The 26,175-nt window shown below is 49.1% G+C and carries 16 protein-coding genes; 13 read left to right on the forward strand and 3 right to left on the reverse strand.

Translation table 11 applies throughout. The features are described 5' to 3' along the window. Positions 1–62: 62 nt before the first annotated feature. From EWA64_RS05530 to erpA, 3 genes are all read right to left on the reverse strand, one after another. Complete coding sequence (locus EWA64_RS05530; RefSeq protein WP_061895230.1) at positions 63–3,212, reverse strand: efflux RND transporter permease subunit; 3,150 nt, start codon at positions 3,210–3,212, stop codon at positions 63–65. A 9-nt stretch (positions 3,213–3,221) separates the two neighbouring features. Continuing rightward, positions 3,222–4,316, reverse strand: a complete 1,095-nt coding sequence (locus tag EWA64_RS05535; protein ID WP_039465163.1) for an efflux RND transporter periplasmic adaptor subunit — start codon at positions 4,314–4,316, stop codon at positions 3,222–3,224. A 117-nt stretch (positions 4,317–4,433) separates the two neighbouring features. Further along, positions 4,434–4,775, reverse strand: coding sequence for an iron-sulfur cluster insertion protein ErpA (gene erpA, locus EWA64_RS05540; RefSeq protein WP_039430398.1), 342 nt, complete (start codon positions 4,773–4,775; stop codon positions 4,434–4,436). A 281-nt stretch (positions 4,776–5,056) separates the two neighbouring features. Between erpA and hemL the strand changes: the two genes are divergently transcribed. From hemL to EWA64_RS05605, 13 genes are all read left to right on the forward strand, one after another. Beyond that, positions 5,057–6,352, forward strand: coding sequence for a glutamate-1-semialdehyde 2,1-aminomutase (gene hemL / locus EWA64_RS05545; RefSeq protein WP_061895229.1), 1,296 nt, complete (start codon positions 5,057–5,059; stop codon positions 6,350–6,352). A 242-nt stretch (positions 6,353–6,594) separates the two neighbouring features. Continuing rightward, entirely contained in the window at positions 6,595–7,680 is a 1,086-nt protein-coding gene (locus EWA64_RS05550) for an AI-2E family transporter (protein ID WP_061895244.1), read from the forward strand. Positions 7,681–7,751: 71 nt separating this feature from the next. Further along, positions 7,752–8,774: a 16S rRNA (guanine(1207)-N(2))-methyltransferase RsmC gene (gene rsmC / locus EWA64_RS05555; protein WP_061895228.1), complete on the forward strand. Its 1,023-nt coding sequence runs from the start codon at positions 7,752–7,754 to the stop codon at positions 8,772–8,774. Positions 8,775–9,019: 245 nt separating this feature from the next. Next, positions 9,020–12,409, forward strand: a complete 3,390-nt coding sequence (locus EWA64_RS05560; protein ID WP_061895227.1) for a response regulator — start codon at positions 9,020–9,022, stop codon at positions 12,407–12,409. Positions 12,410–13,180: 771 nt separating this feature from the next. Next, the gene (locus EWA64_RS05565) at positions 13,181–14,854 is read left to right on the forward strand and encodes an ABC transporter substrate-binding protein (RefSeq protein ID WP_061895226.1); all 1,674 of its coding nucleotides are present in this window, start codon (positions 13,181–13,183) and stop codon (positions 14,852–14,854) included. A gap of 166 nt (positions 14,855–15,020) precedes the next feature. Continuing rightward, on the forward strand, positions 15,021–16,007 hold the full coding sequence (locus EWA64_RS05570; RefSeq protein ID WP_061895225.1) for an ABC transporter permease: 987 nt from the start codon (positions 15,021–15,023) through the stop codon (positions 16,005–16,007). Positions 16,008–16,009: 2 nt separating this feature from the next. Beyond that, positions 16,010–17,035 (forward strand): ABC transporter permease, encoded by a 1,026-nt coding sequence (locus EWA64_RS05575; RefSeq protein WP_039435873.1) that lies wholly within the window; start codon positions 16,010–16,012, stop codon positions 17,033–17,035. A 2-nt stretch (positions 17,036–17,037) separates the two neighbouring features. Next, the gene (locus EWA64_RS05580) at positions 17,038–18,021 is read left to right on the forward strand and encodes an ABC transporter ATP-binding protein (RefSeq protein ID WP_039430405.1); all 984 of its coding nucleotides are present in this window, start codon (positions 17,038–17,040) and stop codon (positions 18,019–18,021) included. A gap of 39 nt (positions 18,022–18,060) precedes the next feature. Then, the gene (locus EWA64_RS05585) at positions 18,061–19,056 is read left to right on the forward strand and encodes an ABC transporter ATP-binding protein (protein WP_039430406.1); all 996 of its coding nucleotides are present in this window, start codon (positions 18,061–18,063) and stop codon (positions 19,054–19,056) included. Between the two features lie 70 nt (positions 19,057–19,126). Then, positions 19,127–20,848 carry a glycoside hydrolase family 9 protein gene (locus EWA64_RS05590; protein WP_061895224.1) on the forward strand — a complete coding sequence of 574 codons (1,722 nt, stop codon included), beginning with the start codon at positions 19,127–19,129 and terminating at the stop codon, positions 20,846–20,848. 4 nt (positions 20,849–20,852) lie between these two features. Beyond that, the gene (locus tag EWA64_RS05595) at positions 20,853–21,743 is read left to right on the forward strand and encodes a glucosamine kinase nucleotide-binding domain-containing protein (protein WP_061895223.1); all 891 of its coding nucleotides are present in this window, start codon (positions 20,853–20,855) and stop codon (positions 21,741–21,743) included. A gap of 9 nt (positions 21,744–21,752) precedes the next feature. Continuing rightward, on the forward strand, positions 21,753–23,672 hold the full coding sequence (locus EWA64_RS05600; protein ID WP_061895222.1) for a beta-N-acetylhexosaminidase: 1,920 nt from the start codon (positions 21,753–21,755) through the stop codon (positions 23,670–23,672). A gap of 89 nt (positions 23,673–23,761) precedes the next feature. Further along, on the forward strand, positions 23,762–26,167 hold the full coding sequence (locus EWA64_RS05605; protein WP_061895221.1) for a glycoside hydrolase family 94 protein: 2,406 nt from the start codon (positions 23,762–23,764) through the stop codon (positions 26,165–26,167). The last annotated feature ends 8 nt before the right edge of the window (positions 26,168–26,175 follow it).

The following is a 26,175-nucleotide window of genomic DNA, read 5'->3' on the forward strand; positions in this document are numbered from 1 at the left end:
GGCAAACGAAAAGAGGCAATTCAAATTGCCTCTTTTTATTTCACCCAATACCTCTCACAGCGCTATTTTACCGCAGTATCTGCCGCTTCTTCATCCGCAATCAGCTGCTCATATTCATCAGGCACAATGGGTGAAGCTTTCTCGCGGCCCAACATCAACAAACAGGGCGTAAGCACTAACGTTAGAACGGTCGCGAAAGCCAACCCACCCGCAACTGCGGTTGCTAATTGCGACCACCACTGAGTACTCGGTGCACCGAACTCGATTTTCTGATTGATCAAATCGATGTTCATCTCAAGCACCATGGGCAGCAGTCCTAAAATGGTCGTAATGGTGGTTAACATCACCGGGCGTAAACGCTGAACTCCGGTTCTGAGAATCGCTTCTTCCCTCTCCAATCCACGTTTTCTCAGTTGGTTGTAAGTATCAATCAACACAATATTGTTGTTCACCACAATACCAGCCAAGGCAATTACCCCAATTCCAGACATAATAATGCCAAAGGGCTTTTGGAAAATCAGTAGCCCAGCAAACACGCCAACGGTTGAAAACAACACCGCACTTAAGATCAGAAACGCTTGATAGAAACTGTTGAACTGAGTAATAAGAATCAAAGCCATCACAGCCAGCGCCACCATAAACGCCGTTTGCAAGAAGGCAGACGAGTTTTCCTGCTCTTCATTCTGCCCACGAATTTTAAACTCTACTCCAGAAGGAAGGCCGAGCTCACTGAGCGCTTGTTCTATTTTCGGCAGTTCCAACGCCAAATTGTAGCCTTCAGCCATATCAGCCATCACGTTAATCACACGATGCCCGTCGATACGCTTGATGGTATCTTGCTTATGATTCGGTTTAATCTCCGCAAAATTGGTGATGGGTACTAATCCCGCTGCCGTTTTCACCCTTAATTGCTCAAAACGACCAATATCGCGTTTGTCTTCTGGATAACGCACCAGAATATCGACTTCTTCATCCGCATCATCTGGCAAATAATCGCCTATTTTCAAGCCATTGGTGACAAACTGTACGGTATTGCCAACTAAGGTGGCATCAGCAGCAAAGCGAGAAGCGTCATCACGGCGAATATCGATCTGCCAGTCAATTCCATCTTTACTCGACGAGTCACTGAGATTGGTCAAAGCGGGATTGTTATCCGCCCAATGACGCACAAGCTTCGCCGCTTCGTCTAAGTAATCGGGCACACGCGAAGACATTTCGATCACGAGATCATGTTCCACTGGCGGCCCTGCATCCGGGAACTTGTACTCAATTTCCACCCCAGCAAATTTCGATGTCGTTTGCTTTAGCTCTTCGATGATGGTTTTCACTTTGCGACGGTATTGCCAATCGACCGGCGTTATCTGAATCTGCCCTATCTCATCATCGCCCCCCGTTCGAGTGTAGACACTTTCAAACTCATCGTGGCCAAGCATGACTTGCTCGATATCACGCATCACGGCATCTTTCTCATAGATAGAAAGATCGCCATACGAGCGAACCTTGACGGTAAAGAAAGGCGGATCAACCTCAGGGAAGAATTCCGCGCCGAGACCAGCTTTGCTGTAGGTAAAACCGACACCAACCGCCAGCAAGATCGCACTCAACAGAATTTTCAGCGGATGGCGAATCGCAATGGCGAGGGTTTGATAGTAAAGCTTGGTGATCCCAGTTGCTTTATCAAACTCGCCATTGTGCAGTGCCACCATTCGACGTTGATTTTCAGCGGAAACATTTTGCGGTTTACCAATCAAACCACCGAGTACGGGCACAAACAGCAGCGCCATAATCAGAGAAGCAGCTAACGTTGCTATCAAGGTCAACGGCAAATACTTCATGAACTCGCCGGTAATATCTGGCCAGAAAAGCAAAGGAGCAAAAGCGGCGAGCGTGGTCGCGGTAGAAGCGGTAATCGGCCACGCCATACGTTTGGCAGCATCAAGATAGGCTCTGCGCCTGTCCACGCCTTCTTGCATACGTCGATCGGCAAACTCCGTTACTACAATCGCACCGTCAACCAACATGCCAACCGCCATGATAAGAGCAAACAGCACCACAATATTGACGGTTAAGCCAAACACGGCCAACACCAGTAAACCAGTTAAAAATGAGCCCGGAATCGATACGCCAACCAAAAACGCGGTGCGAACACCTAAAATGGCGATGATGACAATCACCACTAGAATAATGGCCGACAAAATGTTGTTCTGCAGATCGTTGAGCATCAACTCAACATCTTTTGACTGATCCCAAGTGTATTTAACCAACAAGTTCGCTGGCCAATCGTCCCTTTTTTGCGCCTCTTCGATAACCAGTTTCACCAACTCAACCGTTTCGATGATGTTCTCACCTGCGCGCTTTTTGACATCCAACACCACGGCAGATTTACCATCGAGGCGGGCAAAGCTCTCCGGATCACGAAAAGAGCGGCGTACCGTTGCGACATCAGCAAAGGTGATCACTTGCTTGCCGTCCACTTTGATCGGCAACTCTAAAACATCTTTAAGTGAGTCGAAAACCGAAGGCACTTTCACCGAGAAACGGCCGTAGCCAGTATCGACGAAACCTGCCGCAACGACTCGGTTATTCAAAGCGATCAAATTATAGATATCACCCTGATCAAGGCCATAGCTCTCCATCAATAGCGGATCGACGACGATTTCCACGATATCTTCTCGGTCACCGGCAATATCCACTTCCAGCACCTGACGGAAGCTTTCTAGTTTGTCACGAAGCTGACGGGCAACCTGAACAATCGCGCGATCCGGCACCGTGCCATATAGCACCACCGACAAAGCAGGCTCTTCCGAGGCGAGCGTCACTTCGTTTACCGTTGGCTCATCACTCTCCGTCGGCAATTTCGGCTTAGCTAAATCGACCGCTTCACGCACATCCGCCATGGCTTTGGCCAAATCACTGCCAACGGTAAACTCCAACACCACAGAAGCATGTCCCTCTGAAGCGGTGGACGTCATCTCTTTAACGCCCTCAATCGAGCGCAGCTCCTGCTCAATCGGCCGAACCAACAACCGCTCAGCATCGGCAGGCGAAATACCTTGGTGACTCACCGAAACATAAATAATCGGAATGGTGATATCCGGGCTCGACTCTTTGGGAATCGTCATGTAGGTGCCCACACCAGCAATCAAAATCAAGATCAGCAAGCTGATCATAGTGCGCGAGCGCGATAAGGCCGCATCTATGACAGAAAACATACCGCCCCCTTAGTTGACCGCGACACTGGCTTGGCGCGTCGCACGGACTTTATCACCATCGCGCACAAAACCTTGACCAAGGACGATAATGTCAACTTTGTCTCCCAACCCAGAGAGCCAAACGCCATCTTGCTCCGCTTTGACCAGTTGAATAGGCACAAAACGCACCACGTTGTCTTGCAAAGTCTTCACGCCTAGATTGCCATTGTTATCCAGTGCCAGCATGGCCGGCGTTACTTTGATGGCTAAGGTTTCATCTAAGGTAAGATGTACTTCAGCGCTCACCCCCGCAGGGATTCGCTGCATGCGATTATCCACTTCGACTTCAATCGGGAAAGTATTAGTGGCGGGAGAAGAGACCTGCCCTACATAGCGAATCTTACCGTCCAAGACCAGACCGTTGAGGAGACGGACTTTCGCCGTTTGCGAGTTAGCCAGCGATTGCACATGGCGCTCACTGACATCGGCCTCTATCAGCAACTTATCCAAGTCAATCACCGTCGCAACTGGGTCGCCGATACCAACAAAGTCGCCGAGTTCGACAAAACGACTATCCACAATGCCATCAAAAGGGGCTTTTACTTCGGTGTTGCGCAGTTCAGTTTCCACCGTCACCAGATTCGCTTTCGCTTCCACTAGGGCCGCTTCGGCCGTGGCAAAGGCCACTTCACCTTGTAGGCCACGGTTATTGAGCGATTGCGCCGCTTTGAACTCTTTCTGCCGAACGTCCAGCATGGCTTTGGCACGCTGCAACTGGGAGTCAAGATCGCGTTTATCTATCACAGCGATCACTTGGCCTTTACGTACCGCTTGGCCCTTCTCGACGTCTAAACGCACAATTTTTCCAGCGATTTCAGCACCTAATTTGGCTTGCCGATTGGGCGCTGTACGGCCATAGAGATCAATGCTCTTGGCGGTATTTTGTGCGTTAAAGGTTTGAAAAACGACACTCGCGAGTGGAATCGCTTGTTCTTTGCTAAGGGGCGCGGGCTCTTCGGCTTGCAGAGAACCAACACTAAGCCACGTGGTTAATGCGAGAATAATAAGTAGAGAAACTAGCCATGGACGCTGCAAAAAAAAGCGGCCTTGTTGTTTGATAGACATAAAAAGTCCTTTTTATTTGCTCCCCGGATTCTGGAGCATGTTTTACGCAATATCCTAGCGGCGTAAAACAAAGGCAGTTGCGCAATACAACTACCTTTGAAGAAAAGTCTAACCGGATTACACGCTAAACGAGGCGCCGCAACCACAGGTGGTTTTGGCATTGGGGTTATCAATGAAGAAACGCGATCCTTCTAACCCTTCCGTGTAATCGACCACACCGCCAATCAAATACTGCAAACTCATAGGGTCAACCACCAGAGTGACGCCACTATTTTCAATGGTCATGTCACCGTCGTTGACGTTTTCATCGAAAGTAAAACCATACTGGAAACCGCTACAGCCACCGCCAGTAATATAGACACGCAATTTCAGCGCAGGATTCTCTTCCTCAGCAATCAACATTCTTACCCGTGCCGCTGCTGCATCCGAAAAGGATATTGGTACATTCATATCGCTCACGACGACCTCTCTCACTCGTGTAATGCCGTCGGTATGATTATTCCAAATAATTCACGCGACGGACGTATCTTTTTTGATATGAGAGCGATTATCTAATACCTGACCAAGACGTTCAAGTATTCACCATCTTATAGTTCGCTCTTAAGCGCTACATTCTAGCCTGAATATTTTCCGTAAACTCGTGAAAGGAGTCATAAAGCTCAGCAAAATATTTCTAACTATCTCTCAGAGAGGTACAATGCCCGCCACTTGGTCCCGAGCAATCAGAAGAGGATAAACCCATGACCAAATCATCCGAGCTGTATCAGAAAGCCCAACAGACCATCCCCGGCGGCGTGAATTCCCCGGTGCGCGCTTTTAATGGCGTTGGCGGTTCACCAATTTTTGTTGAAAGAGCCGATGGTGCGCTGATCTTTGATGCGGACGGTAAAGCTTATATCGACTACGTGGGTTCATGGGGGCCTATGATTCTCGGCCACAACCACGCGGTGATTCGTGAAGCGGTGATTGATGCAGCGCAGCGCGGTTTGAGCTTTGGTGCGCCGACCGAGATGGAAATCAAAATGGCAGAACTGGTTTCACAGCTCGTGCCATCGATGGAACAGTTGCGTATGGTAAGCTCTGGTACTGAAGCGACCATGAGCGCGATTCGTTTGGCACGTGGATTTACTGGTCGCGACAAAATTGTCAAATTTGAAGGCTGCTACCACGGCCACGCAGACAGCTTGCTGGTCAAAGCCGGTTCAGGCGCATTAACCCTTGGTCAACCAAGCTCGCCTGGAGTCCCTGCTGATTTTGCCAAACATACGCTGACCGCTCGCTTCAACGATTTGGATTCAGTGCGTGAACTGTTTGCAGCCAACCCGGGCGAAATCGCCTGTATCATCGTCGAACCTGTCGCTGGGAACATGAACTGCATTCCACCCGTGGAAGGTTTCCATCAAGGGCTGCGTGAAATCTGCGACCAAGAAGGCGCGCTGTTGATTTTTGATGAAGTGATGACGGGGTTCCGTGTGGCACTGGGCGGCGCGCAAGCGTATTACGACATCAAACCCGATCTCACTACGCTGGGTAAAATCATTGGTGGTGGGATGCCGGTTGGAGCGTTTGGTGGACGTAAAGATGTGATGCAATTTATCGCACCAACAGGTCCGGTTTACCAAGCTGGCACGCTATCGGGCAACCCGGTTGCGATGGCAGCGGGTTACGCTTGTCTGAATTTACTAAAAGAAGAAGGCAACGAAAAACGTTTAGCGGCGAAAACCAAACAATTAGCCGACGGTTTCAAATCGTTAGCCGACAAACACGGCATCCCGCTAGTGGTCAACCAAGTCGGCGGCATGTTCGGTTTCTTCTTTACCGAACAAGAGCACATCACGTGCTATGAAGATGTGGCCAAATGCGATGTTGAAAGATTCAAACGCTTCTTCCATCTGATGATTGAGCACGGTGTCTATTTGGCGCCTTCTGCTTTTGAAGCGAGCTTTACTTCTTTAGCGCACGGTTCAAAAGAGATCGATGCGACGCTCGAAGCGGCAGATCGCTGTTTTGCCATCTTGGCGCAAGAACAGCAATAATATCCTTCGCCTACTAAGTTCAATGGGCCAGCGCAACGTGGCCCATTTTTATTGCCAGTTGAAAAGCACCAGTAGTGCCAGCACCACTACGACGAGGGAAAACCAAGGAATGGATCTTTTCCGTTGCTGTTTTTCACAGCCTTTATCTTTATTGCAACAGCCCATCATCCACTCTCCGCATTGATAACGTCATGATTTGGCGTCATTATAACCACAATATCAATCTATCGTGGATGGCAACTGTGTCAGAAAAAGTCAAAATTACTTCCAGTCATCGGGTTTTGATCGTCGCGCTACTGGCCGCTGGCATTGCCTGTTATTTGCTAGTCGAGCCCTACATCAACTCGATCATTATGGCGTTTATCATTTCTCTGCTGATGTTTCCTGTTCACCAATGGTTCGAACTTAAGATGCCACAGAAGAAAAATCTGGCCTCATTACTCTCTTGCGTTGTGCTGACCTTCATTATCGTGGTGCCGCTGCTGTTTGTATTCGCTGCTATCGTACAACAAGGATCTCTGTTTTCTCAGAACACTTACAAATGGGTAACGCACGGTGGCATTCAAACCGTGTTTGCTCATCCTTGGGTGACTAAAGGACTGCAACTGCTCAACGAATATTTGCCTTTTGACAATATTGACGCCAAGTCGATTGCCGAAAAAGTGGGGCAACTGGCCAGTGCACTCGGATCCAATTTAGTCGCCATTAGCGCCAAAATTTTGGGGGATGCTACTAACTTTTTGCTGGATTTTTTCCTCATGCTATTTGTGCTGTTCTTCTTGTTACGCGACCACGATAAGATCATCGCTGCCATCCGACACATTTTGCCTCTATCGCGCAGTCAAGAAGACAAACTGCTGGATGAAATTGAGCAAGTCTCGAAGTCAGCCGTGATGGGCTCTTTTCTCACCGCGATAGCGCAAGGGGTTGCAGGCGGTATCGGTATGTGGCTTGCAGGCTTCCCAGCCCTTTTCTGGGGTACCATGATGGGCTTCGCCTCTTTCATTCCAGTGGTAGGTACGGCGCTGATCTGGATTCCGGCCACACTCTATCTGCTGCTCACAGGAGAGACGGGGTGGGCCATCTTCTTAGCGATTTGGAGCATTGCGGTGGTTGGTTCGATTGATAATCTGCTCAGACCGTTCTTGATGCAAGGCAGCGCGGGAATGAATACCCTGATGATCTTCTTTTCTCTCTTGGGCGGTATTCAACTGTTTGGCCTCATCGGCCTTATTTATGGACCGCTCATTTTTGCCATCACTATGGTGCTGTTCAATATTTACGAGGAAGAGTTTAAGAACTTTCTCGACCAACAAGACAACAGCTAACCTCAGACACACTTCAAGTCATGGGCAGATTGTGCGAAAATCTGCCCAATTTCTATCTATAGCGTACCCACATGTCTGCATACACCGCCCCAAGCCAAATCGCCCAACGTCAACTCGATTATTTCAAAGGTAAACACGTTCTGGTCGCTGGAGAGCTCGAAGACACTTTCCCTATCGAACTGACGCAGCATTGCCAATCAGTGACTGTGTTTACTTCCAATTACGCTTACTTTCGTCAAATTCAGCAAGCGGATCAGGTTAAGAGTTACTTTGGCTCTGAGTTTGACCAAGCGACGCAAGCGGACCTGTTGCTGCTCTACTGGCCTAAGGCCAAAGCAGAAGCGAACTACCTACTTTCGATGCTGATGGCCAAATTAGGCCAAGGTTGCGAGATAGTGGTGGTGGGTGAGAACCGCTCTGGGATAAAAAGTATAGAGAAAATGTTTAGCGACTACGGGCCAATCAACAAGTACGACTCCGCTCGTCGCTGTTCATTTTATTGGGGACAATGCGAACAGACTCCAGTTCCCTTTACTCAACAAGATTGGTTTGCCAGCTATCAACTGACGCTCAACGGTCACACAATCACGGTAAAAAGCCTACCAGGCGTATTTAGCCACGGCGAGTTTGATCTAGGCAGTAAACTGCTACTCGAAACCTTGCCGGCATTAAGCGGTAAAGTGCTGGATTTTGGCTGTGGCGCGGGAGTCCTTGGTGCATTCATGGCCAAAGCCAACCCTGAGATTAGCCTCGAAATGTGCGATATCAATGCTTATGCTTTGGCATCAAGCCAAGCCACCTTGCAAGCCAATGGCTTGCAAGGTCGTGTGTTTGCTTCCGATATCTACTCTGATACCGCCAGTGATTACCGTTTCATCATCTCTAACCCACCATTTCACAGCGGTCTCGAAACAAATTATAACGCAGCCGAAAACTTATTGGGCAAGGCCCCCAAATACCTTAATGCCAACGGTGAACTGCTCATCGTCGCCAACAGCTTCCTGCGCTACCCTCCGATTATAGAGCAATCATTCGGTAATTGTGCGACGCTAAATAAGACCAACAAGTTCGCCATTTATCACGCACACAAGTAAGCAAATTGGTCACAATATCTGCAACTCAAGCATGACATTGTGACCGAGTCAGCCCGTCGGGGCGATTTTTTGCGTTTCCATCCACGCTTTACAGACAACTTACTTGTCAAAGTAAAAAAACTCGTTAATTTCGTTAAATTCAAAATGGTTTATTTGCTGCATAAAAGCTGCTGATTAACCATTTATCCGTTTTCATGACTCGCCAAGCTTGAGTCATTGTCTTTCAAGAGCCTGAACGAAATTGTATGTTTAAGTTTTACCGGAAACAGAAATTCAAACGTCTGCAAAGTACCCTAATGACGGCCTTTTTGGTGTTGAGTCTGACACCATTAACCATCATTGCGATTTTCTTTTTGCAATCTCATAGCAAGGATCTGCAAGAGCAAAGCACTTCCCACCTCCTCTCAGTGCGCGATACTAAGCAACAGCAGGTAATGGATTATTTTCAGGCACAAGAAACTGAAGTGATGGGTTTTGTCCGTTCAGAGTTGGCTTATGCCAGTGGTGGGCGTTTTTATGGCCTAGTCAATGCCTTTAAAAGTCTAGGTCTGGATATCGAGCAAGCGCGAGAAAACGCCCAGCAACGCTATATTCAGGGCTCGGGCGATCAGATCAAAACGTCAATCTTGCCTGAATCCAGCAGCTATGTCGGGAGTGAACGTTACCGACTGCTGCACAAGCGCTATCACTGGGCCTACTTAGAGCTGCTCAAACGCTCCGATTTTGACGACATCCTGCTCATCGATTTGGACGGCAACGTCACCTACTCCATCTATAAATACGATAATTTTGGTACCAACCTGAAAACGGGGCCCTACAAAGACACTTTACTTGGAAAGAGCTTTCGCCAGCTTGCCAAAGACGTTACGGAAAAGCGCAAGGACAACGAAGATTACACCCCAGTGCTCATTTCCGATTTTGCCGAGGAAGACGGCAAGCAGGTCGCTTGGTTAGGTGCACCCATCATTCAACAAGGCTACTTGCACAGTTATGCGATGTTCCGTTTACCGAACAATGGCTTAACTAAACTGGTTGCCGATGTAAATAAAGATGCAGTGATCCATACTTTGCTCGTAGGCAGTGACCATTTACCTCGTACCATGAGCACCAAACAGGACGATATTAGCCGAAGTGCGGACGTGATCAACAAAGCGCTGGCAGGATTGACCTCAGTTGGAACCTACATAAATGGCTTGGGTGAAGCAACCATTGCCGCATATACACCGATTTCGATGAAAGATCAAACTTGGGCGCTCGTAGTTCAATTGCCTGAAAGCGAAGCCTTTGCGCGCATCCAGCAATTGGAGAAACTGTTTGTCATCGCCATGCTGATTGCCATCATTTTGGTGTTTATCTGCTCACATTATTTGTCCAATTTCATTACCTCTCCACTGCTTAAACTAACGTGGGCAGCCGAGCGAGTCTCCGCTGGCGATCTTGACGAAAACATGATCAATACGGATCGCAAGGATGAAATAGGCCGCTTGGCGGTCAGTTTTGAACGTATGCAGCGCTCTATTCGCGACAAAATTCAGTTAATCAAAACACAAAACCGAGAGTTGGAAAAAAGTCTGCTGTTGATACAAAAACAAAATGATGAACTGCAATTAGCCGACAAACTCAAAGATGAGTTCCTCGCGACCACCTCACACGAGTTGCGCACGCCATTGCATGGCATGATTGGCATTGCCGAAACCTTAGTCTCCGGTGCCAATGGTCCGATTCCTAGCAACCAAAAATATCAGCTCGATATCATCATTAAAAGTGGCCAAAGGCTTGCAAACCTCGTTGACGACCTACTTGATTATCACAAAATGCGCTACGGCAGCTTGGACATTCATAAGTCGGCGGTCAGTTTGGCCAGTGCCACCCGCTTAGTGCTTGAGCTTTCTAGCCATCTGCTTGGTAATAAAACATTAAGGATTATCAACCAAGTTCCGAACGATCTCGCCCCTGTTTCCGCCGATCCACAGCGCTTAGAGCAGGTGTTGTACAACTTGATTGGCAATGCGATTAAGTACACCAGTGAAGGTAAAATCGTCATCTCCGCCAACGTGGTCGACGACAAAGTAAGAATCCAAGTCGTGGACACAGGACAAGGCATTCCGGCAGAACAGTTGGAGCACATTTTTGAACCATTGATTCAAGCGGGTCAGGATGCTGGCCGTTATCGGCAAGGGGCTGGCCTTGGCCTCTCAATTAGCCGTCAGTTAATTGAACTCATGGGCGGCTCTCTGTATGTCAGCAGCCAGCCAATGGTGGGCACAACCTTTAGCTTTACCCTGCCTTTGGCCAGTGATGACGAGATCAATACCACAGCGAAAATGGCGCAATACCATCACTTTCAAGCACCTGACAGCAATGAATTACTTTCTCTTGATCAATCATCCCTTCCAGAAAATCCGCAGGGTGCATTGTTAGTGGTCGCTGACGATGAGCCTGTGAATCTACGTGTACTGGAAAGTTTCCTGCGTATTGAAGGCTATCGTGTCAGAACTGCTTCCGATGGCCCGGAAACACTCGCGCTGATCAAGCAAGAGAAGCCCGCGCTATTGCTACTCGATATCATGATGCCGGGCATGAGCGGTTATCAGGTTTGCCACCAACTGCGTCAAGAGTTCGATCTGGCTGAACTGCCCGTTATCATGCTGACCGCACTCAATCAAAGCGAAGATCGTGTGCGCGGCTTTGAGGCAGGTGCCAACGACTACTTGTCAAAACCGTTCAATAAACAAGAGCTTGCTGCGCGAATCAAAGCGCATCTGATGGCGAGTAAAGCCGAGGAGCGACGCTTAGAAAACAGCCGCTTAGAAGCCGAGTTAAAACAGAGAGCGATGGTCGAGGCGAGTTTACTTGAGACGCAAGGACGGCTACTGGAGCAGCTGGAATCCGCTCCTGAAGCCATCATCTGTATCCGTGAAGACAAACGCATTCGTTTTGCCAACGAAGCGGCTTGCAAGCTGTTTAAACGCAATTTGGAACAGATCAGACGTTCAAACGCAGAAGAGCTAATCGCACCCAAGTACCTAACCGTCAAACAACCCCACTATTGCGGCCACATTGATATTTACGTCGAAGACGTAAGACAACACATTGAAACCGACATCCTCAAGTTGCCTGAAGGATCAGGTTTAGATGCGATGTATATCTTCAACGTCGGTGGCGGCGCAACCGCGTCTCGCATTCACAACTTAGAAACCGCCGTTGAGGTGCTCTCAAGCTATGCCTTTGATGGCGATAAGGAAAAACTTCAGAGCTTGAAAGAGCTCGGTGGCGAGTTTACTCGGTTGGCTGACAAAGCCTTGGGGAGCAGCCAAAACAAACAAGAGATAATGCGTGAGATCTTGGTTGATGTAATGACTCATGCACTCGACTACTGGGAATCGGTTACAGGTGAGAATAAGTTTGCTTTTGCTGAGAAAAGCGGTTTGTGGCGTGTCTATCTCGACCGAAGTACGCTGCAAACCCGCACCCTCGACAAATACATGCGCATTGAGACGCTACCAAGAACGCCTCGCTGGCGCACTGTACTCAGTTCGATTGAGTTTATTCTCGCACATTGTAAAGAGCAAAGCCCAGAGCGTAGCCATATAGAGATGCAGCGCGATAAGCTGCAACGTCTACTCACCAGCTAGTGACAAAGACAGCGCCCAAAAAGCCCAAAATGCATTTTGGGCTTTTTTTATATCGATTGAGATTAAGCGCAATCGCCCTGTAATTTGCCTTTTGTTATCACCACACAATCAACGTCAATCATCTAGCAGCTTCTCATCAGCTAAACCACCCCGCTCACTTGGTACTACGCTGACCTAAGGTGCGTTTTTACTATCATCCAAACGGGTTAAATTCTCTCGAAAGCTGGCAGCAAAACGCTTAATTTACGTAAAGAATTAATAGCATCGTCATCGCTGAGTCGCCGCAATTATCAACGTAAAAACACCTTTCCCACTGGCTTATCATGGACTTTTAAAACAGTTTGCGAGTTCAATCACAACAGAACGGCAGATTAAATTTTGTCTGGTTAATTAACTCATTTTCCAGATGTGAGCAAGATCTACAATATTAACAATAAACTTAAACAGCAATAAAAACGGAGCTATCAAGGTTTGTAACCACTAACACTTAATCATCACTCCCCCTGAGGATGCGACGCATATCAATGAGCAGAATTTCAGCAAAAATAACTCAACCCAGATAAAAATGACGTTTATAACGGAGTTGCTCTTCATTTTAACGTTTTTAACGGGAAACGAGTTTGATTATTTACTTGGTAAGGTGTTTTCTTACTCCTGCCTAAGGCCTACAGGCCACTTTGATCAAACCGTCAGAGGTAGGTCTTAGAGAGTGTTTATCAATTGATGACATTCCAAACAATGTGAAATGAAAGCGAATAGTAAGGAACAGCTATGCTTGCCAATATAAAAAAAACGGCTCTAGCGACTGCAGTTATCGCCGCAGCAGCGACCAGCATTTCCGCACCAGCGGCAGCTCGTAGTGAGCTAACTATCGTACCTGACTTCTACCCTACCATGGTACGTAACTTTAACCCGTATCTAGCGACTAACCTTCGCACGACAACGGATTTTATCTATGAACCACTTGTTATCTTTAATGAAATGCATGGCAATACCCCTGTGATGCGTCTCGCTGAAGATTTCCGCATGTCTGACGACCTGATGAGCGTGACTTTTGACATCCGTAAAGGTGTAAAATGGTCTGATGGTCAGAAGTTTACTGCAGATGACGTCGTGTTCTCGTACGGCCTACTGAAAGCAAAACCTGAGCTTGACCAACGCGGCATCAACAAATGGGTGACCAGTGTTGAGAAACTGAACGAATACCAAGTTCGTTTCCGCCTAAGCGAAGCAAACTCAAACGTCCCTTACGAAATTTCATTGGTTCCTATTGTTGCTGAGCACGTGTGGAAAGACGTAAAAGATCCAACCACGTTCACCAACGAGAACCCTGTTGGTACTGGTCCATTTACTGAAATCGACACCTTCACCCCACAGCTTTACATTCAGTGCCGTAACCCAAATTACTGGGACAACTCGCACCTGAATGTTGACTGTCTGCGTGTACCTCAAATCGCCAACAACGACCAATTGCTAGGTAAGATTGTTAACTCTGAACTAGATTGGACTTCTTCGTTCATTCCAGACATTGACCGTACTTACGCAGCAGCGAGCCCTAACCACCAGTACTGGTATCCACCATCAGGTACTCAAGCGTTTGTGGTGAACTTCAAAAGCCCAGATCCAGTGAAAAAAGAAGCACTGACCAATGTTGATTTCCGTCGTGCATTCTCGATGGCACTTGACCGTCAAACTATCATTGACATCGCGTTCTACGGCGGCGGTACAGTGAATGACTTCGCATCTGGCCTTGGCTACGCTTTCGAAGCTTGGTCTGATGAAAAAGTGCACAACAAGTACAAAGGCTACAACACCTACAACGTAGAAGGCGCGAAGAAGTTACTGGCGAAAGCAGGCTTTAAAGATGTCAATGGCGACGGCTTCGTCGACACGCCATCAGGCAAATCTTTCGAACTGCTAATCCAATCGCCAAATGGCTGGACTGACTTCAACAACACCGTACAACTTGCGGTTGAACAGCTCGCTGAAGTCGGCATCAAAGCGAAAGCTCGTACCCCTGAGTTCGCGGTATACAACCAAGCAATGCTAGAAGGCACTTACGACGTTGCATACACCAACTACTTCCACGGTGCGGATCCACACCTATACTGGAACAGCGCGTATAACTCAGCACTACAGAAAGGTGAAGGCATGCCTCGCTTCGCGATGCACTTCTACAAAAATGACAAACTGGACAACCTACTCGACAGCTTCTACAAAACGGCTGACAAGAAAGAGCAAATCGCTATCGCTCATGGTATCCAGCAAATCATCGCAGCAGATCAGGTTACCATTCCTGTAATGTCTGGTGCTTACATGTACCAATACAACACCAAGCGCTTTACTGGCTGGTGGAACGAAGAAAATCCTAAGGGCCGTCCAAACATTTGGGCTGGCATCCCTGAGCGTCTACTGCACGTACTGGACCTAAAACCAGTTAACTAAGTAGAAGTTCATCTCCCGCGGCGCACATCCCGTGCGCCGCTATAAATCCCTTTCAAAGCGAGTTTGTTTATGGCGCCAGTCGTCAGGGGATTTTTCGCTCTGAATTCGGTCATGAGCGACCTGAAACCAGAAACAGGGAAAACGCTGGGTGAGTAAGGTGTAAGTTATGGGTTATTTTTTAAGACGTTTGTCATTTTATTTAGTCGCTCTCTTAGTTGCGGCAACATTAAACTTTATTATTCCGAGGGCGATGCCGGGCGATCCGGTCACCATGATGTTTGCGAATGCAACCACACAGGTTACCCCAGAGCGCATCGAAGCGATGAAAAAGCTGCTCGGTTTCGTCGACGGTCCTTTGTATGTCCAGTATTTGACCTACCTCAAGAGTATTGTGAGCTGGGAGCTGGGCACGTCAATCAAGTTCTATCCACTCAGTGTCAATGAACTACTAGGCAGCGCTTTCGGCTGGTCACTGTTCTTAGCGGGTAGTGCGGTCATTCTCTCTTTCTCGATTGGTTCTATCTTAGGGATCTTCGCTGCTTGGCGTCGTGGAAGTAAATACGATGCGTTCATTACGCCGGGGATGCTGATTATCCAAGCGGTTCCGCAAGTCGTTATTGCCATGCTCGCTCTGTTTACGTTTGCTATCGGCCTAGGCTGGTTCCCAACTGGTTATGCCTACACTCCAGGTACGATTCCAGATTGGACAAGCTGGGCGTATTACAAAGATGTGGCTTATCACGCAATCCTACCTCTACTGTGTGCCTCTATTGTGCAAATTGGTGGTTTCTTGGTGAACATGCGTAACAACATGATCAACCTGCTAGCGGAAGACTACATCACCATGGCTAAAGGCAAAGGCTTGAGCGAAAACCGCGTGGTGTTCAACTATGCAGCACGTAACGCGCTACTGCCCAGTGTCACGGCGCTTTCCATGTCACTCGGTATGGCCATCGGTGGTCAGCTTATAGTTGAAATCATCTTTAACTACCCGGGACTAGGTAAGGTTCTGCTTGATGCAATCAACGCGCGTGACTACCAAGTTCTACAAGGTCAATTACTTATCATGACGCTGTTTATGCTGTCGTTTAACCTGATTGCCGACATGCTGTATGTCGTGCTCGATCCTCGCCTACGCAAGGGAGGTAAATAATCATGAACAATCTATTTAAGCTTATTCTAGGTAACTCAGTTGCACGTATTGGTCTGGTGATTGTTAGCCTGTTTATTTTCATGGCAGTGGGCGCACCACTTATCACCAAACATGCGCCAGATAAGAGAACGGGTAACCCACACGAATACCCAAGTTTTGTCGTGACCTCCGCGAAAGCCAATCCTGATGGTTGGATTGCCAAAAACCTCGCCGATGATCGCCGTACGCTGCAACTGTCTAAAAAGGCTGATCATGTGCTAGGTACATCGCGTATGGGCCGTGATATCTGGTCTCAACTGGCTTACGGTGCTCGCGTGTCACTCGCCGTTGGCTTTGGCGCAGGTATTACCGTCTGTTTCTTAGCGACTGTTATCGGCATTTCGGCGGGTTACTTTGGTGGACGTATCGACGATATTCTCACCGCGGCGATGAACATCATGTTGGTGATACCGCAATATCCGCTGCTGTTTGTTTTGGCCGCCTTTATTGGCGAAGCTGGACCGGTAACCATCGCGATTATTATCGGCTGTACCTCCTGGGCGTGGGGCGCGCGGGTCGTTCGCTCACAAACACTTGCGCTGCGTGAAAAAGAGTTTGTCAAAGCCGCTGAAGTGCTGGGTGAGTCCTCATGGCGCATCATCTTCGTTGAGATTCTGCCCAACCTGATTCCTATTGTCGGCGCAAGCTTTATCGGTTCAGTGATGTACGCCATTACCATGGAATCGATCATATCCTTCCTTGGCCTTGGCGATCCCAACACCATCAGTTGGGGCATCATGCTGTACAACGTACAAACCTCTTCTTCGATGCTCATCGGCGCTTGGTGGGAACTACTGGCTCCATGTATCGCACTGACCTTGCTGGTCACTGGTTTGGCGCTGCTTAACTTTGCGGTCGATGAAATTGCCAACCCACAACTTCGCTCTCATAAAGGTATGAAACGCTGGAAAAAACTGGCAGAGCAAGACAAGAAAGAACGTGCTCCAGCGATTGAACCACAAAATGTACTTTGCAGCGGGGATAAATAACTATGACGACGCCACTTATTTCAATCCGCAATCTATGCGTTGACTACATCACCGATGCGGGCGATGTCCGTGCCTGTAACAATGTCAGCTTCGACATCGCACCCGGTGAAGTGTTTGGTCTTGCTGGAGAATCTGGCTGTGGTAAATCAACCGTCGCTTTCTCTTTGATGCGCCTACACAAGCCGCCCGCGTTTATTACTGGCGGAGAAGTAATTTTCAACGGTGAAGACATTCTCCAATACAGTGACGATCGCATGCAGGCGTTTCGCTGGAGCCAAATGTCGATGGTGTTCCAAAGTGCAATGAACGCGCTTAACCCTGTATTGACCATGGAAGATCAGTTCTGCGATGTGATCATGCGTCACACCAACATGACGCGTGAACAAGCTAAACGCCGCGCCGAAGGGCTGCTGGAGATCGTTGACATTCACGCCAGCCGTCTCAGCGATTATCCGCACCAGTTCTCTGGCGGTATGCGCCAGCGCCTAGTGATTGCCATTGCTCTCGCGCTCAATCCGAAAATGATCATCATGGATGAACCAACCACCGCCCTCGATGTGGTGGTACAGCGCGAAATCTTGCAAAAGATCTATGCGCTGAAAGAAGAGTTTGGTTTTTCAATCCTCTTCATCACCCATGACTTGTCGTTGATGGTCGAGTTTTCCGATCGCATCGGCATCATGTACTCCGGTGAGCTGATTGAGGTTGCGCCAGCGAAACAAATTCTGGAATCCCCTTTCCACCCTTATACCAAAGGGTTGGGTAGTTCATTCCCACCGTTGACAGGACCAAAAACCAAACTGACCGGCATACCTGGTAACCCGTTGAACCTGCTGGATGTTCCACAAGGTTGCCGTTTCCAAGCCCGTTGCAGTCGTGTTCACGACACTTGTACCAAGGTCGCCACCAGCTTACGACAAATCGAGCCAGGCCGTTTTTCCAACTGCCACCTGTATGGCGAGCCGATTGCTCAGCACAAGCTGTAAAGACCACGAGACAAGCTGTTAAGGATACTGGAGACAATTATGAGCAAAGAATATGGTGAGCTGCTGATTGAAGGCAAAAACGTCGTCAAAGACTTCCCGCTCAATAGCAACTCAATCAAACAATCTAAGATGCGTGCCCTCAATGACGTGTCATTCAAAATGTACAAAGCTCGCGGGTTATCGGTCGTGGGTGAGTCAGGCTCTGGTAAATCAACCACCGCCAAAATGATCGCCAAAATGTACGCGCCAAGCAACGGTGTGATTGAGTATAAAGGCCGAGACATTCAAGAGATCACCTCACGAAAAGATCTGATGGCTTACCGCGAAGGCATTCAGATGGTGTGGCAAGATCCGTTTGGTTCGCTTAACCCAACACACAATATCTTCCACCACATCGCCAGACCATTGCTGATCCATAAAAAGATCGCCCCGGGCAACCCAAAAGAGCTGGAAGAGCGTGTTTACGATCTTCTGGAACAGGTCGGCCTTATTCCACCAAAAGAGACCGCAGCGAAGTTCCCCCATCAGCTTTCTGGAGGCCAACGTCAGCGCGTCAACTTAGCGCGCAATATTGCCGTCGGCGCGGAGGTGGTATTGGCGGATGAACCGACTTCCATGCTGGATGTCTCCATCCGTGCTGGCGTGCTCAACTTGATGGAAGAGATGAAGTTTGAGAAACAGATGTCACTGCTCTACATCACGCACGACATCGCAACCGCACGCTACATTGCCGAAGATCTGGCCGTGATGTACGTCGGTCACATGGTGGAATGGGGAGATACGGAAGAGATCATTCATGATCCTCAACACCCTTACACACAACTCTTGGTATCTGCGGTACCCGATCCAAGCAAATCGATTCACGACAAATTAAAAGGTAATAAAGGGGAAATTCCACTCTGGACACCCGCTTCCGTTGGTTGCCCTTTTGCGGGACGCTGTGAACACGCGACCAGCCGATGCCGCGAGCAGTTACCTGAAGTCACGCAGCTATCGGAAAACCACTTTGTTCGTTGTTACTTATTTGAAAATTAAGCCCAATAGAGCCAGGACTCGTCCTGGCTCGGCTCTAGCAATAACTAGAAATTCTTGTCGGAGATTTGCAATGCTGCTACTCACTAACCATATAGGCTACGAACGAAACGGCCCCAAGAAAGCCGTGCTTCAGACGCGTCAAGCACGTCTGTCGTCTGACACTGCCTTGCTGGTCTGTGCCAATGAGCATCAAACGATCACTACCCTTTTAATACAAAAAGCTGGTCGCGTCGCCAACTGGCATCAAGGGTATTTTTACACCATTGATTTTAGTGATTTTAACCACGTTGGTGAGTTCTATCTTCGCTTTGACAACCTATGTTCAGCCACCTTTACCATCGGCGACACTTTACTGTTCAAGCGAACCTTTTCCGACGTATTACACTACTTTAAATCACAACGCTGTGGCGGAGTTTTTGACCAACAAGATAAAGCAGTTCCTTTGCTGCACAGCGAGCAAACTGTAGATGTGCACGGCGGCTGGTACGACGCCTCGGGCGATGTGAGTAAATATCTCAGTCATCTCTCTTATGCCAATTATCTCAACCCTCAGCAAATCCCCATGGTGGTGTGGAACATGCTCAAAGGTTTTGAGTTGATGAGCGAAAACTCGGATTTCCCTGCATTTAGTCAAGTACGGCTAAAAGAGGAAGCGCTGCATGGCGCTGATTTTTTGGTCAGAATGCAAAACCCTAAAGGATTCTTTTACACCACGGTCTTCGACAAGTGGAGTAAAGACGTCAAACAACGGGAAATTTGCGCTTACGCCACGCAACTGGGGCACAAGTCTGACGACTACCAAGCGGGATTTCGCCAAGGTGGCGGCATCGCAATAGCAGCGCTGGCAGCGGCTGCAAGATTGGATGTACACGGCGAGTATGATCAGCAGAAATACCTCAACGCAGCAGAAAATGGCTACTGGCATCTGAAAGAAAGCAATCGCCATTATCTCAATGACGGTGAAGAGAACATCATTGACGAATACTGCGCTCTGCTGGCATGTGTCGAGCTATATCGTTCAACGCAAGAGCCTCGATATCTACAAGAAAGTCGCGCGTGGGCAGCCCGCCTTGCGGTGCGTCAACACAGCGATGAGCAGTTCGCCCATTTCTGGTCAGCCAATCAAGATGGTTCTCGCCCTTATTTCCACGCGGCCGAAGCGGGGCTGCCCGTCATTGCCCTATGTGAATATTTGTCCATCGAGAGCGATGAGCAATATAGCGAACCGCTGCGTCAAGTGGTGCACAACGCGTGCGAGTTTGAAGTGACTATCACCAACAGAGTGCTCAACCCTTTTGGTTACCCACGCCAGTACGTTAAAGGAGTCAATCAAACCAAACGTGACGCCTTTTTTGTCGCCCAACAAAACGAATCTGGCTATTGGTGGCAGGGTGAAAATGCCCGTCTAGGCTCGCTTGCGGTGCTGGGATTTTTGGCACAAAAATACCTCCGCGATGAGTCGCTCAAGCAAGCACTTTTACTCTTGGCGCAAGATGCCTTGAACTGGATTTTAGGTCTAAACCCGTACGATATGTGCATGCTTGATGGCCACGGCCACAACAATCCGGATTACCTTCCACATCTAGGTTTTTTCAACGCCAAAGGCGGGGTGTGCAATGGAATAACCGCAGGATTTGACGACGAAGAAGATATCGCCTTCAACCCAGACGGGCAAAAAGACGACATGTTGCAGAACTGGCGTTGGGGAGAGCAATGGATCCCTCACGGCGCTTGGTATCTGCTTGCCATGATGTGCCAAGCACATCACCACACTCAGTGCGAGCAGGAGTGAGCCAATGAAAGCATTTTACGTAGGGATTGATGGCGGGGGCACCTCGTGCCGCGCTCGGATCCGCGATGCGCAAGGTACGCTAATTGGCGAGGGCAAAAGTGGCAGTGCCAATATCATGCTCGGCGCGGAACTCGCCATGACATCCATCATCTCAGCAATTCGCCAAGCCGCGAAACAAGGTGGCCTAACCGAGCAAGATTTTGCCAGTATGCATTTGGGCTTAGCGCTGGCGGGGGCTGAGCACAAAAACTCTTGGCACGCTTTTATGCAGCAGCCACATCCTTTTGCCAGTGTCACTTTAAATACGGACGCGTACGGCGCTTGCCTTGGGGCGCATAACGGTAAGAACGGCGCGATCATGATCGCAGGCACAGGATCGTGCGGCATCTATCTGCAAGAGGGTGTGCAGCATGTGGTGGGAGGACGCGAGTTTCCTATCTCCGATCAAGGTGGTGGTGCTGTTATGGGCTTGAGACTTATCCAACAAGTGCTACTCGCCGAAGACGGCATTCGCGAGAAAACCCCACTTTGCCTGCACGTGATGACGCATTTTAACCAAGATGTCGACGCTATTGTTGAATGGTCCAAAAAGGCACTGCCGCGAGACTATGGCTGCTTTTCTCCCGCGATTTTCCAGCACGCGGCACAGGCCGACTCGCTGGCGATTGAACTGTTAAAACAGACGGCGCAGGACATTGAGATGTTTCTCATCGCTTTACATAAACGCGGCGCAACGCGCATCTGCTTAATGGGCAGTATCGCAGAACGTATTTTGCAATGGTTATCACCACCCGTTCAGCAATGGATCGTCGAGCCACAACACGACGCTATAGAAGGGGCGTTGATGTTTGCCGGTCAAGACAAACACAACCTCTATGCTATGACCCAACAATAGGAATTGTTCATGGAATATCGTATTGACCTGGTTGTCCTTTCAGAGCAGAAACAGAATTGTCGTTTTGGACTCACTTTGCATAATCTCAGTGACCAAGACCTGCCCGCGTGGTCGCTCACTTTTGCTTTCAATCGCTTCATTCAGCCTGGTAGCGTCTCACATGGCACTCTGACGCAAATTGGCAGCTATTGCCAACTACAACCGGAAGCACAAGTATTAGCAGCAAATCACCACTTTTACTGTGAATTTAGCGTGCTAACTAATCCGTTTCGCTACTATTCCGATGGTTTACATCAAGCTTTTATTGAATTTCAACAAAACGGTGTACGGGTTCGCCAGCCAGTAGATGTCCCGCCCATTGTACTGGCTTCCCCTTATCGTGAACGCGAGGTGCTGCCACATACTTTAGCCAGTAAGCATGCCCTGCTACCTAAACCCAATGCAATGACACTCGATGAAGGGAGCTTTACCCTTACCGCGGAGAGCGGCGTAGCTTGCCAATGCGATGCAGCACAAAGCGCAGCCCAATGGTTTATTGACGAGCTGCAACGAATTCACCACATCACTCTCAGCGCCGATGATCATGGCAAGCTGGTATATAAAAAGAATCCGACCTTGGATGAGGGGGTTTACCACCTCACTATCAGTGAGTCGCACATCTCAATCGAATCAGGATCGCAGGCAGGCTTTGTCCACGCCAGCGCCACCTTGTTGCAATGGATCGGTTACCCTGAAGAGCGTCAGCCGATTGAACTGGTGTGCTGCACGATTGCCGATCAACCGCGCTTTGATTATCGTGGCATGATGCTCGATTGCTCACGCCATTTTCACAGTGTCGAGCAAGTCAAACGTCTGATCAACTTACTGGCGCACTACAAATTCAACACCTTCCATTGGCATTTGACCGACGATGAAGGCTGGCGAATTGAGATCAAAGCCTTCCCTGAGCTAACCGAAATTGGCGCTTGGCGCGGTGTCGATGAAGCCATAGAGCCACAATACACTCACATTTCGCAGCGCTACGGTGGCTTTTATAGCCAAGAAGAGATCAAAGAGGTAGTCGCGTTTGCACAGCAACGAGGCATCAATGTCATTCCTGAAATTGATGTGCCGGGGCACTGCCGCGCGGCGATCAAATCACTGCCACACCTACTGGTTGAAGAGCAAGACACCACCGTCTATCGCAGTATTCAGAACTACTCTGATAACGTGTTGAACCCTGCATTAGAAGGCACTTACCAGTTCCTTGATCGCGTCTTAGAAGAAGTCGCGGCACTGTTTCCTTCTCCTTACGTCCATATCGGCGCCGATGAAGTGCCACATGGCGTTTGGTCAAACAGCCCGAGCTGCCAAGCGTTGATGGCAGAATGGGGCTACCAAGATTACAAAGAGCTTCAGGGCCACTTGCTACGCTATGCGGAACAAAAACTGCGCTCACTTGGCAAACGCATGCTTGGCTGGGAAGAGGCACAACACGGCGACAAAGTCAGCAAAGACACCGTCATCTACTCTTGGCTGAGTGAAGATGCGGCGGTCAACTGCGCTCGCCAAGGATTTGATGTGGTGCTGCAGCCTGCACAAACCACTTATCTCGATATGACACAAGATTACGCACCGGAAGAGCCGGGGGTAGATTGGGCCAATCCACTGCCACTTGAAAAAGCCTATACCTACGAGCCGCTTGCCAATATACCGGCTGACGACCCAATTCATAAACGAATTTGGGGAATCCAAACGGCTCTTTGGTGCGAAATCATTAATAACCCACAACGTATGGACTACATGATCTTCCCGCGCTTAACCGCGCTGGCCGAAGCGTGTTGGACGGAAAAACAGCAACGCGACTGGCCCGACTACTTAGCAAGACTCAAAGGCCACTTGCCACTGCTCGACAAACAAGGCGTGCAATATCGTCAGCCTTGGAAATAGACAATCCGCCGGGGGCAAAAGCGCCTGGCTGTTTTACTTGCTTTAGTTTTTGACTGCCTATGCGGCAGTTTGTTGAAAAGGAAATGACAATGAAATACGGCTATTTCGATAACGACAATCGTGAATACGTCATCACCCGTCCAGATGTACCAGCACCTTGGACGAACTATCTGGGCACAGAAAAGTTCTGTACCGTCATCTCACACAACGCGGGCGGCTACTCTTTCTATCACTCGCCCGAGTACAACCGCGTGACCAAATTCCGCCCTAACTTTACCCAAGATCGCCCGGGACATTACGTCTATCTGCGTGACGATGCCACTGGCGACTACTGGTCTATTTCCTGGCAACCCGTGGCAAAAAGCCTTGAACAAGCGAGCTACGAAGTTCGTCATGGCCTCTCCTACTCAAAATTTAAGTGTGAGTACAACGGCATCGTGGCGAAAAAAACACTCTTCGTACCAAAAGGCGAAGATGCCGAAGTTTGGGATGTTGAGATCGAAAACACCTCAAACGAAGTGCGCACCATCAGTGCATTCAACTATGTTGAGTTCTCTTTCAGCCACATCAAATCAGATAACCAAAACCACCAGATGTCGCTCTACTCTGCGGGCACCGAATTCAAAGATGGCGTGATTGAGTACGACCTATACTACAACACCGACGACTTCCTTGGTTTCTACTACCTGACAGCCACGTTTGATGCCGACAGCTACGATGGCCAGCGCGATACGTTCCTCGGTATGTACCGCGACGAAGCCAACCCAATTGCGGTGGCGCAAGGTCAGTGCTCGAACAGCGCGCAAACTTGTTACAACCATTGTGGCGCACTGCACAAGCAATTTGTGTTGCAACCGGGCGAGAAAGTACGCTTTGCGGTGATCTTAGGTGTCGGTAAAGGTAACGGCGCGAAATTGCGCGAAAAATACCAAGATCTGAACCAAGTGGATCAAGCGTTTGCCGGTATCAAAGCACACTGGGACGAGCGCTGTGACAAGTTCCAGGTGAAATCACCAAACGCTGGTTTAGATACCATGATCAACGCATGGACACTCTACCAAGCAGAAACCTGTGTGGTATGGTCGCGCTTTGCCTCGTTCATTGAAGTCGGTGGCCGTACTGGTTTGGGTTATCGTGATACCGCCCAAGATGCGATCTCCGTTCCGCACACCAACCCAGCGATGACGCGTAAGCGTCTGGTTGATCTGCTGCGCGGCCAAGTGAAAGCGGGTTACGGTTTACACCTCTTCGATCCTGATTGGTTTGATCCAGAAAAAGCCGATGTTAAACCATCGAAATCACCGACCGTTGTCCCAACCCCATCTGACGATGACAAGATCCACGGCATCAAAGACACCTGTTCAGACGACCACCTGTGGATCGTGCCAACCATTTTGAACTATGTGAAAGAGACAGGCGATATCGGCTTTATTGACGAAGTGATCCCTTACGCCGACGGCGGCAACGCAACCGTGTATGAACACATGATGGCCGCGTTGGACTTCTCCGCAGAGTACGTTGGTCAAACCGGTATCTGTAAAGGGCTACGTGCCGACTGGAACGACTGTCTAAACCTCGGCGGCGGTGAGTCTTCTATGGTCTCGTTCCTACACTTCTGGGCACTGGAAGCGTTCTTGGAACTGTCTCGTTTCCGCAGCGATGACGCCGCAACCGATAAGTACCAAGCGATGGCAAACGGCGTTCGTCAAGCGTGTGAAACCCATCTCTGGGATGAAAAAGGCGAATGGTACATCCGCGGCCTGACCAAAGATGGCGACAAGATCGGCACCTTCGACCAAGTGGAAGGCAAAGTGCACCTTGAGTCCAACTCACTGGCGGTGCTATCTGGCGCAGTCAGCCACGAACGCGGCATCAAGGCGATGGATGCGGTCTACGAGTACCTGTTCTCCAAATATGGCCTACACCTAAACGCACCATCGTTTGCCACCCCGAATGATGACATCGGTTTCGTCACTCGCGTTTACCAAGGCGTGAAAGAAAACGGCGCGATCTTCTCGCATCCAAACCCATGGGCATGGGTAGCGGAAGCGAAGCTTGGCCGCGGTGATCGCGCAATGGAGCTTTACGACTCACTCAACCCATACAACCAAAACGACATTATTGAAAACCGTATTGCAGAACCGTACTCCTATGTGCAGTTCATCATGGGCCGTGACCACCAAGACCATGGCCGAGCAAACCACCCATGGTTAACGGGGACTTCAGGTTGGGCCTACTACGCCACCACCAACTTTATCCTCGGCGTACGTACTGGTTTTGATTCACTTGAAATCGACCCATGTATTCCAACCTCGTGGCCAGGTTTTGAAGTGACTCGCCAATGGCGCGGCGCAACTTACCAAATCAAGGTAGAAAACCCGCAAGGCGTGTCAAAAGGAGTGAAATCGATCACTTTAAACGGCCAAGCGCTCGAAGGTGCGGTTCCTGCGCAAGCGCAAGGTACGCTAAATGAGGTTGTGGTCGTGTTGGGATAACCCCATCA

Source organism: Vibrio cidicii (assembly GCF_009665415.1).
Lineage (GTDB): Bacteria > Pseudomonadota > Gammaproteobacteria > Enterobacterales > Vibrionaceae > Vibrio > Vibrio cidicii.